The organism is Pseudomonas sp. TSO6, assembly GCF_056098905.1.
Map to the genome: position 1 here is coordinate 1 of NZ_JBLZWV010000027.1, position 12530 is coordinate 12530.

Sequence of the window (12530 nt, forward strand, 5' to 3'; positions counted from 1 at the left end):
CGAGCGACACTAATGCATCGCCTGAACCGGCCTCTTCGCAGCACAAGGCTGCTCCTACAGCGAAATGCGGCATGCGTGTTCTGCGATCAAGGGTCATTTGCTCAAAACTCAATACTCCCCCGTTGACGACCCTCTATAGTGCTCGGCATTACAAGACCCATGTCGAGCCTGCCTGATGATCCCTTCCCTGGATTCCATTTTTTCTCGCCTGCGCCTGCGTCAGTTGCGCCTGCTGATCGAGCTGGATCGCTGTGGTTCGCTGCACAAGGCGGCCGAAGCCATGGCCATTTCCCAGCCCGGGGCCACCAAGGCGTTGCGTGAGGTGGAGGAGGTGCTGGGGGTACCGTTGTTCCAGCGCCTGCCCAGCGGCCTGGTAGCCAATGACGTGGGCCGTTGCGTGGTGCGCTATGCGCGGCTGATCCACAGCGACCTGGGGCACTTGCGCGAAGAGGTGCTAGGCATCGTCCAGGGCCAGGGTGGGCGGCTGGCGGTGGGCAGCATCATGGGGGCCATGCCGACACTGGTCAGCGCCCTGGGGCGCTTGCGCCGCAAGCAGCCGCAGCTGGCGGTGGAAATTGCCGAGAATACCAGCGCCAACCTGCTCGCCCAGCTGGACGAGGGGCGCCTGGACCTGGCCATCTGCCGGCCGGGGCTGGGCCGCAACGCGGCGGACTATACCTTTGTCGAACTGGCCCAGGAGCCGTTGGTGGTGGTCGCGCACCCGCAGCATCCGCTTGCCGGGGCAGCGGCACTGGCGATCAGCGACTTGAGCCATTACCGCTGGGTGGTCTACCCGGCGAACATGCCCATGCGCCAGGCGCTGGAGCGCGAGTTGAGCGAGGCAGGGGTGGAGGTGCCCCGCTACCCGCTGGAAACCTTCTCCACCTTCGCGACGTTCATGCTGCTGGAGGATGACCCGACGCTGGTGGCGGTCATTCCCAGTGCCGTGGCGGCTTTTGCCGAGCAGCGCGGGTTGCTGGTGTCGCTGGCGGTGCAGCTACGGGCGTTGAGCGAGCCGTTCGGCATCGTGCACCGTGTGGCGGCGCCGCTATCGCCAGCTGCGCGGTTGCTGGTAGAGGAATTGACGGCCAATTGAAGTTTGACGGCGCTCGCCCTCCAGCCCATTGCTGGCGGCCTGGTGGGGATAAGCGATGGTTATTGGTGGATCAGCTCTTTTCATTATCGGCGGCCCTGCCTGTGCTCTAGATTACCCCCGGCACGGCCTGCCAGTACCCCTGTAACCCTATTGCATCAAGGAGCAACCCAATGGATCTAGGCATTTCCGGCCGCTGGGCCATCGTCTGCGCGGCCAGCCAAGGCTTGGGCAAAGGCTGCGCCGAGGCGCTTGGCAAAGAAGGCGTGAACCTGGTCATCAATGCCCGCACCCAAACCACCCTGGAGCAGAGCGCCAGCGAGTTGCGTGCGGCCTGCCCGGGCATCGAGGTGCTTACCGTGGCCGGCGATGTGGCCGATGCCCAGGTGCGCCAGGCGCTGTTGGCGGCCTGCCCGCAGGTCGACATCCTGGTCAACAACGCCGGTGGCCCGCCACCGGGGGACTTCCGTGACTGGGGGCGTGACGACTGGCTGAAGGCGCTGGACGCCAACATGCTCACCCCCATCGAGCTGATCAAGGCGGTGGTCGACGGCATGGCCGAGCGCGGTTTCGGCCGGGTAGTGAATATCACCTCTGGCGCGGTGAAGGCGCCGATCGACATTCTCGGTTTGTCCAACGGCGCCCGCAGTGGCCTGACCGGTTTCATTGCCGGCCTGGCCCGGCAGCAGCGCCTGGCGGGCAGCAATGTGACACTGAACAACCTGCTGCCTGGGGCGTTCGACACGGCGCGTTTGCAAAAGACTTTGCAGGCGGCGGGTGGCGATGTGCAAGCCACTGCCCAGGCCAGGCGCAAGGCCATCCCGGCGGCGCGCTTTGGCGATGCCGGGGAGTTTGGCGCGTACTGTGCGTTCCTGTGCAGTGCGCATGCCGGTTATATCACCGGGCAGAACCTGCTGATCGATGGCGGGGCGTATCCGGGTACTTTCTAAAAGGTGCGGGGGCGCATTGCCCCCACAACCAAGGGCGGCAGGCAAACTGGCAATGATCCGGCGAATACCGCATACTTGTCGGCAAACGCCGAAACAGGAGTATGCCATGCTTGCCGAAGTGCTTCGCGACAACGGTTACCACGAGTACCGGGCGCGCCTGCAGGCGCTGCTGGAAATACCCGAACTTGCCAGTGACTTCGAAATCCACACTCGCATCACCCATGGGTTTGCCGCCACCTGGCTGGTGAAGTTGACCGAGCGTGGTGTGTTCACCCCGGTGGAGCGGGACCAGATCATTCCCCTGCGCACCCTCAAAACCCGTATCGAGCGTGACCAGCCGTTGACCGTGGAAGAGAGTGATCGGCTGTTCCGCTCGGCCCACATCACCGCCATGGCCGAAGCCGTGTTCGGTGAAGCGGACAAGGCCAAGCGTTGGCTATCCAAGCCCAAGGAACGCTTCTCGGGGCTGACGCCCATGCAGATGCTCACCACCCAGCAAGGCACCACTCAGGTGGAAGAGATGCTGCTGCAGATTGCCGAGGGCTTTGGCCTGTGATTTTGTGGCGTATCAGCGCCTATGCAGATTTGAGTGGCACTGGGGGGTTGCGTGTAAGCGGCCGCTGGCACCAGGCGGGCCGGCCGGTAGTGTATGCCGCCACCAGCCCTTCCGGGGCCATGCTCGAGGTGCTGGTGCACCTGGAGATCGACCCCGAGGATTTTCCTACCACCATGCGCCTGATCCGCATCGAATTGCCCGACACGGTTTCACAAGCGCAGCTGCCCGCCTTGCAGCCCGGCTGGTCCGCTCAGCCTGAGTTGACCCGGGCGCTGGGCAATCGCTTTCTGGATGACTGCTCGGCATTGTTGCTGCCGGTGCCGAGCGCGATCATGCCCAGCACCATCAACTACCTGTTCAACCCACGGCACGCGCAGGCGCAGCGCGCGAAAATCCAGGTCGAGGATTTTACCCCGGACAGCCGCTTGTTCTAGCGCGTGTTCACCACAGTGCAGCCGACGCCGTCGTCAGCACCCGGTCAAACACGGCGAGCGCCTGGTCCACTTGCGCCTCGGTGGTGAATCGGCCGATGCTCAAGCGCACGCTGTTGCGTGCCTGACGTTCGTCCAGCCCCAGTGCCAGCAGTACATGCGAGGCGGCGTTGCTCGCCGAGTTACAGGCCGAGGTGGTCGACAAGGCCAGCTCGCGGGCCAGTGCCGCGCTGTTGAAACCCTTGCTGTCGATGCACAGGTTCAGGGTATGGGGGATGCGTTGGCTGGCGCTGCCGTTAAGGGTCACGCCCGGTAAAACCAGCAGGCCTTCGCGCAGGCGTGTGGCCAGTTGCTCAAGGCGCTGGTGCTCGCTGTCACCTGGTTGGCCGGCCAGGGCAAAGGCGCTGCCCATGCCGGCGATCTGATGGGTTGCCAGGGTGCCGGAACGCAGGCCCTGCTCATGGCCGCCGCCGTGCATCTGCGCATGCATCAGCGTACGGGCGCGTGGCCCGACATACAACGCACCGATCCCTTTTGGCCCGTAAACCTTGTGCGCCGAGAACGACATCAGGTCCACGGCCATCGCGTTCAGGTCGATGGCGAGCTTGCCTACGGCCTGTGCGGCATCCACGTGCAGCAGGGCACCGTGGGCACGCACCTGTTGGCCGATGGCGGCAAAATCGGTAACCGTGCCCAGCTCGTTGTTGACCGCCATCAACGATACCAGGCGGGTATCGGCGCGCAACGCTGCCTGCACGCTTGCAGGCTGGATGAGGCCGGCGGCATCCGGCGCCAGGCGGGTAACGGCCCAGCCTTGGCGCTCCAGTTCGGCCACCGTGTCGAGCACGGCTTTGTGCTCCAGCTGGCTGGTGATCAGGTGCCCAGGCTGCTCGAAGCCTTGGGCAATGCCTTTGAGTGCCAGGTTGTTGGATTCGGTCGCGCCCGAGGTCCAGACCAGGTTGTCGGCTTGCGCGCCGACGCGCTCGGCCACTTGCTGGCGTGCTTGCTCCACGGCTTGCCGGGCGGCTTGGCCATAGGCATGGCCACTGGACGCCGGGTTGCCGAAGTTGGCCTCGCTGCCAAGGCAGGCAAGCATGGTTTCGATGACCCGATCGTCGACGGGGGTGGTGGCGGCATAATCGAAATAGAGTAGGGCGCTGGGCATTGGGGCGGGTCCATGTCTGTCGCCGTGAAATCGGCGATTGTTGGGCTAAGCGTATCCGCCATGGCTGAGATATTTTTCGCTTCCCGCCGCTTTTTTCTCAATGGCTTTGAGAAAACTTTCTCTCTTTCGAACCGTTGGTAGAATCTTTTTCTTCCGGAGGGCGAGGCTATGGGCCGCCCCTCGCAGGCAGCTTCAGGCGGGCTGCAGGGATTTCTCTTCCTCGGCTACCACGCGTTCGCATAATTCGGTGATCTGCTCGCGCATCCAGCGGTTGGCCGGGTCCTGATCAGTGCTTTCATGCCAGTACAGGTGCGTTTCCAGTGCGGGCACCTCCACTGGCAGTGGCTGGTAACGCAACTGATGGCGACGGGCGAAACGCTCCGGAACGGTCATCGCCATGTCGGTCTGCTGCAACACCTGCGAGGCCATCAGGTAGTGCTGCGAACGCAGGGCGACCTTGCGCTGAACACCCATCTTGCCCAGCGCCAGGTCGACGTAACCCAGGCCGTTGCGGCGGCTGGAAATATGGATATGGGTCATGCCCAGGTAGCTGTCGAGGGTCAGCTTGCTGTCAGCCAGCGGGTGGCCCTGGCGCAGGGCGCACACATAGCGGTCTTGCATCAGCTTGATGTGGCGCACCTGCGGGTCGGTGTTCAGGGGGGCGTCGATGGCGAAGTCCAGGCGGCCGGCGGCGAGCTCCTTGGTGGTCTCGCGGCGCTTGCACAGGAAGCTTTCGATCAGCACCGCCGGCGCCAGGCGTCGCAGGCGCTGGAACAGCGGCGGCAGGATGACCGCCTCGGTCAGGTCGGTCATGCTTATGCGGAAGGTTTTGTTGGCCTGTTGCGGGTTGAAGATGCGGCTTTCCTGCACCGAGGTACGCAACAGTGCCAGGGCGTTGCGCACCGGGCCGATGATGTTCTGCGCCATCGGCGTGGGCACCATGCCTTGTGCGGTGCGCACGAACAGCGGGTCATTGAAGGTTTCGCGCAGCCGCGAAAGGGCGTTGGACACTGCAGGCTGGGTAATGCCGACAATCTGCCCGGCGCGGGTCAGGTTGGCTTCGGTGTAGATCGCATCGAACACGATGAATAGGTTGAGGTCGACCTTGCTGAGGTTCATGGGCGCCGCTCTTTGTTGGAATTATTGGGCGATCATATATCGGTTATGAATGTTTATACACGCGGAAAATAGACTAGGTGGATGGGTGCGGGCTGCTCTAGGCTCTGCCCATGTACTCCGAACCGTGAAGGTAGCCCCGATGGATTTCGCCTATTCGCCCAAGGTCCAGGCACTGCGCGAGCGCGTTACTGCGTTCATGGACGCCTACGTGTACCCCGCCGAAGCCGTGTTCGAGCGCCAGGTTGCCGAGGGCGACCGCTGGCAGCCCACGGCAATCATGGAAGAACTCAAGGCCAAGGCCCGCGCCGAGGGGCTGTGGAACCTGTTCTTGCCCGAATCGGAATACGGCGCCGGCCTGAGCAACCTGGAATACGCCCCGCTGGCGGAAATCATGGGCCGCTCGCTGCTCGGGCCAGAGCCGTTCAACTGCTCGGCGCCGGACACCGGCAACATGGAAGTGCTGGTGCGTTATGGCAGCGAAGCGCAGAAACGCCAGTGGCTGGAGCCATTGTTGCGCGGCGAGATCCGCTCGGCGTTTGCCATGACCGAGCCGGACGTTGCCTCCTCGGACGCGACCAATATGGCCGCCACTGCCGTGCGTGACGGCGACGAATGGGTCATCAATGGCCGCAAATGGTGGACCTCCGGCGCCTGCGACCCGCGTTGCAAGGTCATGATCTTCATGGGCCTGTCCGACCCTGAAGGCCCACGCCACCAGCAGCATTCGATGGTGCTGGTGCCCACCGATGCGCCGGGCGTGAAGATCGTCCGCCCGTTGCCGGTGTTCGGCTATGACGATGCCCCTCATGGCCACGCCGAGGTGCTTTTCGAGGACGTACGGGTGCCTTATGAAAATGTGCTGCTCGGCGAGGGGCGCGGCTTCGAGATTGCCCAAGGGCGCCTTGGCCCAGGCCGTATCCACCACTGCATGCGCTCGATCGGCATGGCCGAGCGTGCGCTGGAGCTGATGTGCAAGCGCTCGGTGGAGCGTACTGCTTTTGGTCGGCCACTGGCACGGCTGGGTGGCAACGTCGACAAGATCGCCGACTCACGCATGGAAATCGACATGGCGCGGCTGTTGACGTTGAAGGCGGCGTACATGATGGACACCGTCGGCAACAAGGTGGCCCGCAGCGAAATCGCGCAGATCAAGGTAGTGGCGCCGAACGTGGCGTTGAAGGTGATCGACCGGGCGATCCAGATGCATGGCGGGGCAGGGGTCAGCGGCGATTTCCCGCTGGCCTACATGTACGCCATGCAGCGCACCCTGCGCCTGGCCGACGGCCCGGATGAAGTGCACCGGGCGGCGATTGGCAAATATGAAATTGGCAAGTATGTGCCGGTGGAGCTGTTGCGTAGCGGGCGATGAAGTCGTCAGCCTGCGCCGGCCTCTTCGCGGGTGAACCCGCTCCCACAGTGATCGCGCAAACTCCCGCAATGTGTAGGAAGTATCTGGATTTCGGCTGAGGCCCCCTGAGTCTCCCTTGCTGGTGATAGGTTTTCAACCCTAACCAGGTACAGGGAGTTTAGAGATGCGCGTCAAATTGGAGGGAAAGGGTCAGGCGGTAGATGGTGATGTCACTACTACGGGTGCTGTCTGTATTGCGACCGGGGCGGGCTACCTGGACGAAGGCCGGATGGTACTCCGTGAAGGCGACCACACCACGCCATGCCCTCTTTGTGGGCAGGTGGGAACCGTCGCTGAAGGTGTGGATCACTTTATTTCCGATGGCCAGCGGGTGGCCATGGATGGCGCGCTGGTTGCTTGTGGCTGTTCGCCGGGCAGCAACCGGGTGGTCGCACCGTTATATGAAGCACCGCCGTCCATGTATTCCATTGCGGAGGGTACCAATACCCACTTTAATCAGCCGTCAGCCACCGGCTACCCCGGGCGCTTCTCCCGACCCGTCGTAGGGCACTGCCCGATTCGCTAGAGCCTGGCTTCTATGTAGTTCCTCGACGCATGTCGTTCCCCCAGGTGCTGCTGCAACTGGCCGAGCACGATGCCACATTGCCGATCTCCCGGTTGCAGCGGCTCAACCCGACGTTTGAGCAAGGCTTCAAGGCTGGGGAAATCTTCGTTATCGGTGATCCTGACAACGCAAACGCCTGTACGCGCGAAGAAGGAGAACTGATGGCGGCTGCACAGCATGCACGACGTGCTTTGGAGGTGCTCGACTACGCCGAAGCGGATTTCATGATGCAGCACCAGGCCGAAATCGCCGGCTTGCTCAGCAACGCCAGTCTGTCCATGGGCGTCGGCAAGGACATGCTCGATCAAGGTTTGAAACAGGTCAGTTATACCTTGACCAGTATCGAGCAGTTGCACCAGCGGGAGTTCATGCGCCACGGCCATTTGAACAGCCCGGGCTTTTTCGCTGAACGGCGGCGGCTTCTGCAGCAGTTGGATGGACAGTTGAAAACGGCATTTTTGAACAAGCAGTTGAACCTTGGGAACTATGAGCGCTTGAGGAGGAGCTTGAATATTTCGACCAAGAGTCTTGTGCATCATTGGTCGAAAGCGGGCGGGCCGGGGCAGATTCCGGGGTACGCGACGCATTTGGATAAGGTGGCGGGGCTGAGCAAGTATCTTGAATATGGTGGGTATGCTGCAATTGGGCTGGGGGCTACGTCATCTTATCTGAAAGTGCAAGAGGTCTGTGTTGCAGGTGAAACTGATGACTGCCGGAAAGTCCGATTCACCGAAACGGGTAGTTTCGCTGGTGGCTTAGGAGGAGGGATGGTGGGAGGTTACATCGCAGGTGCTGCCGCTGCCGCGCTATGCGGTGTTTTCGCGGTGGGTACCGGCGGCCTTGGTGTTCCCGTATGCGGGATTGTCCTGGTTGGCGCCGGCTCTGCGGCAGGCTCTATGGGTATTGGCGCAGCTGGCGAGAAGGTCGGTGAAGTAATTTATGAGGTGATGGATGATTGACTTTGATAGCTGGTCGCCATACTTGCGAATAGCTTTCTTAGTTGCGCCCTTAATTATCGGCCTTGTCGGTATTGCTATGAATGTACAGATCGCGCTGTCGACGGATTTTGATATCGCTCTTTCAGCGATTACCAGCAATCCCTACCTGGAACAGATGAAGCCCGTGTGGGGCGGAGGGAATCTGAGGTCTCGATGTCTACTGATGAGCACGGTAAGCGCGTTGGTTACATTTCCTTGGCTTCATTTGCGCTTGGGATGGTTGGACGAGGCGGAACTTGAAAGGTTTCCGCCCAAGTTGAGGCGAAAATTAGGGGCAGCTCTTTGGCTGATCCTGATCTCATCAGTCTGGGCGGGGGTGGGTTATTTCATTATAAAGAAATGATCTCCGCCCAGATTCGTAACTTCAGACCCGCATCTGCGGGTCTTCCTTTTTATTGCTAAATTCACCACCGGCATTCGCAGGCTGTTTGGGTTGAATCTCCGCCTTCTCCCCCCGCGTCTTCACCAACGAAACCACCACCCCACCCAGCAACAACCCGAACGTCACCCCCAACGACAGCAGCGCCGGTACCTTGCCCACCATGCCGTGATAGAAAATCTTGCAACCAATAAAGATAAGCACCAGCGCCAACGCATACTTGAGGTACACAAACCGGTGCATCAACGCCGACAGCGCGAAGTACAACGAACGCAGCCCAAGAATGGCAAAGATGTTCGAGGTGTAGACAATGAACGGGTCCTGGGTAATGGCGAAAATCGCCGGCACGCTGTCGACGGCAAACACCAGGTCGGCCAGTTCGATCAGCACCAGTGCCAGGAACAACGGGGTGGCGTAACGCAGGGCCTTGCTGTGCCCGGGCGGGGTCTGGCGCACGAAGAAGTGCGAACCGTGGATCTGGTCGGTGACCCGCATGTGCCGGCGCACGAACTTGAGTATCGGGTTGTTGGCCAGGTCAGGGTGGCTGTCTTCCTTCGAAAGCGCCATCTTCACCCCGGTAAACAACAGGAAGGCACCGAAGATATACAGCACCCAGGCAAAGTTCTGCACCAAAGCGGCGCCCACGCCAATCATGATCGCCCGCAGGAACACCACCCCCAGGATGCCCCAGAACAGCACACGATGCTGGTAGCGTCGGGGGATGGCAAAGTAGCTGAAGATCATCGCCATGACGAACACGTTGTCCATCGACAGCGATTGCTCGACCAGGAAACCCGTGTAGAACTCCAGCGCCGACTGGGCGCCCAGCTGGTACCAGACCCCGGCGCCGAACAACACGCCAACGCTGAAGTACCCCGAGTACAGCAGCAGGCTTTCGCGCATCTCGATTTCCCGGTCGTGGCGGTGCAGCACGCCCAGGTCGAGCACCAGCAAACCGATGACGATGGCCATGAACACCAGCCACAACCAGGCGCTGGTACCGAGTACAGGGGTGGTGAGGAATGCTTGCAGAGCTGTCATGAGCCCCTCCTTGAATGTCGACGTTGCATGGCAACAGTGATCCGACATGGCGGCTTGGCAGCCGTCAGAGGGGCCCGGTATCACATGAATTTGAGCCTAGACCCGATTGCAGGAGATACCGAATGGGGAGCTGTTACATTTCTTTGCCAGAGCCCCCTGCATCAATTCAATACACCCACACCTCGACCCGCCGATTGCGCAGCCGCCCTTGCTCCAGCTCATTGCCGGCCACCGGCAGTTCATCGCCCATACCCGTCACTTCCAGCAACTCCACGCCATCGCGCGCCAGCTCGCGGCGCACTGCCTGGGCCCGAAGGCGCGAGAGCAGGGCGGCGCGGCCAGGCGTTTCCTTGGGGTCGCCAAACCCTACCAGCACCGCTTTGCTCTGCAGCTTGCCAGCCTGGCGCAGGTACTCGGCCACCCGCTGCACGTCGCGCAGGGCCTTGTTGTCGAGGCTGGCGCTGCCTTCCTGGAAACGGAAGTTCACGCTCAGCCGTTGCGCCCGCTGGGCCAGGGTGCGGTAGCGCGGCGGCATGTCGGCCAGGGGCGCTACTGCCAGGGCCTTGATCTGCTGCGAAACAAAGCCCTGCTGGGCGACGATCGCCTGGCCGGCCGGGCTCTGGGCAAAGTCGGCCAGGGCCCTGGCCTGCGGCTTGGGGTTGGCCGGCAGGTAGAAGTACAGGCGCCGTGACAGCGGGTAATCTTCACTGGCTACCAGCGCGCGCTCCGGCAGCATGGCCGGTGCGTCGCCTTCGGCTACCGCCAGCACCTTGGCCCCGTGCACCGCAGCCAGGCTGCTGAAGCCGATGGCCTGGCGGTCGGTGGCCACCTGCGCAGCCAGTTCGTCACTGGACTCGAAACGCCGGGCCTTGGCTGATAGCTCGTTGTGCTGGGGCTCCAGCACCAGCGCCTTGAACGTCTCGAAGGTGCCGGAGCGGTCGTCACGGGCGTACAGGTGGATGGCGCCGCCAGCAATACCCAATTGCTCCCAGCGTTGGATCTGCCCGGAGAAAATCTGCGCCAGTTGCTGAGTGCTGAGTTGCGGCATCGGGTTGTCGGGGTGGACGATAACCGCAACGCCATCCAGGCCGATGACTTGCTCGGCAGCGGCTGCGCGCAGGTCGCCCAAGGCCCGCAGCTGGCGTACTTCGCTGTCGTTGATCGGCCGCGAGGCGGCTGCCAGGTCGGCGTCGCCCCGGCCCAGGGCGATGAAGCCGGTGCTGGATCCGTGGGCAGCGATGTCGATGCGCACGGGTTGGCCATGCGCATCGCGTGCGGTGATCACGGTCTCGTTGGCCCGCTTGCCGGGTTGCTGCTCGATGGCGGTGGCTTGCTGCGCGTGCAATTGCCCCTGCACCAGCGCTGGCAGCAAGGCCGCGCCGATGGTGTTGGAGCCTTGCGCACGCATGTGCATGGGCTCGGCCAAGGTCGCAAACGGGATCAGGGTGAGCAGCAATACAAGCAGGCGGGGCATGCCGGGTGGCCCTGTGACATAGAGTTGGCCGGCAGATTACGACAGTGGCGTGATGATAATGTGACAGACTGTAGGGGAGGGCTCTGCCCTCCATTCGCGACACAAGGCCGCTCCCACAGGCGACCGCGATTCCTTGTGGGAGCGGCCTTGCGTCGCGATAGGGTCGCAAAGCGGCCCCGGTTATCTCAATGCGCCCCGGCGGATTTGCTCAAATCACTCTCGGCCCACTCGGTATAGATGCACGCATCCGCCACCGCCCAGCGCACTTTGACGTTGTCGCCCGGCTGCATCGGCATGCCCGCGGCCGAGAGTGCCTTCACCGTCAGCTCGGTACCTCCTGCAGTCACCACATGGCAGGTCTGGCTTTCACCCAGGAACAGCACTTCGCCAACCTTGGCACTGACCTCGTTCCAGCCCGCCGGCAGCGGGTCGCGCGCAGCCTGTTCGGCGGTCAGGGCCAGGGCTTTTTCCGGGCGCACCATGATCAGTGCATCCTGCGAGGCGGACATGCCCGGGGTCAGGCGAATGGCCACTGGCTGGCCCTCGAAGCTCCCGGCGCCATTGCTGCTGGCCTTGATGCGCAGGAAGTTGGAGTTGCCCAGGAACGAAGCGACAAAGGCATTCGGTGGGTTCTGGTACAGGTCGTAACCGGTGCCCAGGCCGACGATCTTGCCGTGGCTGAAGATGGCGATGCGCTGCGACAGGCGCATGGCTTCTTCCTGGTCATGGGTGACGTAGACAATTGTGATACCCAGCCGGCGGTGCAGTTGGCGCAGTTCGTCCTGCAGGTCTTCGCGCAGTTTCTTGTCCAGCGCGCCGAGCGGCTCGTCCATCAGCAGGATGCGTGGCTCGTACACCAGTGCCCGGGCAATCGCCACGCGCTGCTGTTGCCCGCCAGACATCTGCGACGGCTTGCGGTGGGCGAACTGCTCCAGCTGTACCAGCTTGAGCATGGCGTCGACCCGCTTTTTGGTCTCGCTGGCGCTCAGCTTGCGGATGGCCAGCGGGAAGGCGATGTTGTCGCGCACGTTCAGGTGTGGGAACAGCGAATAACGCTGGAACACCATGCCGATGTCGCGCTTGTGCGGCGGTACATTCACCAGCGACTGGCCGTCTACCAGGATCTCGCCGCTGCTGGGGGTTTCGAAGCCGGCCAGCATCGACAGGGTCGTGGATTTGCCCGAGCCGCTGGAACCGAGGAACGTCAGGAACTCGCCGTCCTGGATTTCCAGGTCGAGGTTGTCCACGGCGGTGAAGTCGCCGTAGTGCTTGTTCAGGCCGCGCAGGCTGACCAGGGTCTTGCCTGGTGCGTTGTCTTTGATCACTGCACTCATTGTTGTTTACTCCGCGC

Annotated in this window: 11 protein-coding genes and 1 pseudogene; 7 read left to right on the top strand and 5 right to left on the bottom strand. The window is 62.4% G+C overall.

Annotated features, from left to right (window positions below; translation table 11 throughout):
* Positions 1-175: 175 nt before the first annotated feature.
* The 4 genes from ACN6NG_RS11060 (at position 176) to ACN6NG_RS11075 (ending at position 3033) form a co-directional block, all read left to right on the top strand.
* Positions 176-1096 (top strand): LysR family transcriptional regulator, encoded by a 921-nt coding sequence (locus ACN6NG_RS11060; protein WP_059396273.1) that lies wholly within the window; start codon positions 176-178, stop codon positions 1094-1096.
* A 170-nt stretch (positions 1097-1266) separates the two neighbouring features.
* Entirely contained in the window at positions 1267-2043 is a 777-nt protein-coding gene (locus ACN6NG_RS11065; protein WP_063426847.1) for an SDR family oxidoreductase, read from the top strand.
* A gap of 106 nt (positions 2044-2149) precedes the next feature.
* Positions 2150-2599: an antitoxin Xre/MbcA/ParS toxin-binding domain-containing protein gene (locus ACN6NG_RS11070; protein WP_016487684.1), complete on the top strand. Its 450-nt coding sequence runs from the start codon at positions 2150-2152 to the stop codon at positions 2597-2599.
* Positions 2596-3033: an RES family NAD+ phosphorylase gene (locus ACN6NG_RS11075; RefSeq protein ID WP_016487683.1), complete on the top strand. Its 438-nt coding sequence runs from the start codon at positions 2596-2598 to the stop codon at positions 3031-3033. The genes ACN6NG_RS11070 and ACN6NG_RS11075 overlap by 4 nt, the downstream gene beginning before the upstream one ends.
* A 7-nt stretch (positions 3034-3040) precedes the next feature.
* On the opposite strand, the gene ACN6NG_RS11080 is transcribed toward ACN6NG_RS11075, so the two are convergent.
* On the bottom strand, positions 3041-4195 hold the full coding sequence (locus ACN6NG_RS11080; protein WP_474313988.1) for a cysteine desulfurase family protein: 1155 nt from the start codon (positions 4193-4195) through the stop codon (positions 3041-3043).
* 192 nt (positions 4196-4387) lie between these two features.
* Positions 4388-5314: a LysR family transcriptional regulator gene (locus tag ACN6NG_RS11085; RefSeq protein ID WP_474313989.1), complete on the bottom strand. Its 927-nt coding sequence runs from the start codon at positions 5312-5314 to the stop codon at positions 4388-4390.
* A 139-nt stretch (positions 5315-5453) separates the two neighbouring features.
* On the opposite strand from ACN6NG_RS11085, the gene ACN6NG_RS11090 reads away from it, so the two are divergent.
* The 3 genes and pseudogenes from ACN6NG_RS11090 to ACN6NG_RS11100 all read left to right on the top strand — a co-directional run bounded on the left by ACN6NG_RS11090 (position 5454) and on the right by ACN6NG_RS11100 (position 8628).
* Positions 5454-6683: an acyl-CoA dehydrogenase gene (locus ACN6NG_RS11090; RefSeq protein ID WP_063426841.1), complete on the top strand. Its 1230-nt coding sequence runs from the start codon at positions 5454-5456 to the stop codon at positions 6681-6683.
* Positions 6684-6846: 163 nt separating this feature from the next.
* Positions 6847-8246 (top strand): annotated as a pseudogene (locus tag ACN6NG_RS11095) (PAAR domain-containing protein).
* The gene (locus ACN6NG_RS11100; protein ID WP_353457145.1) at positions 8239-8628 is read left to right on the top strand and encodes a hypothetical protein; all 390 of its coding nucleotides are present in this window, start codon (positions 8239-8241) and stop codon (positions 8626-8628) included. The pseudogene ACN6NG_RS11095 and the gene ACN6NG_RS11100 overlap by 8 nt, the downstream one beginning before the upstream one ends.
* A 21-nt stretch (positions 8629-8649) precedes the next feature.
* Here ACN6NG_RS11100 and ACN6NG_RS11105 read toward each other — a convergent pair whose 3' ends face one another.
* From ACN6NG_RS11105 to ACN6NG_RS11115, 3 genes are all read right to left on the bottom strand, one after another.
* Positions 8650-9705, bottom strand: coding sequence for a TerC family protein (locus ACN6NG_RS11105; protein ID WP_353457144.1), 1056 nt, complete (start codon positions 9703-9705; stop codon positions 8650-8652).
* A 166-nt stretch (positions 9706-9871) separates the two neighbouring features.
* A complete protein-coding gene (locus ACN6NG_RS11110; RefSeq protein WP_353457143.1) occupies positions 9872-11179 on the bottom strand; it encodes a phosphate ABC transporter substrate-binding/OmpA family protein in 1308 nt (435 codons plus the stop codon).
* A 185-nt stretch (positions 11180-11364) separates the two neighbouring features.
* Positions 11365-12513 carry an ABC transporter ATP-binding protein gene (locus ACN6NG_RS11115; protein WP_474313990.1) on the bottom strand — a complete coding sequence of 383 codons (1149 nt, stop codon included), beginning with the start codon at positions 12511-12513 and terminating at the stop codon, positions 11365-11367.
* Positions 12514-12530 lie beyond the last annotated feature (17 nt).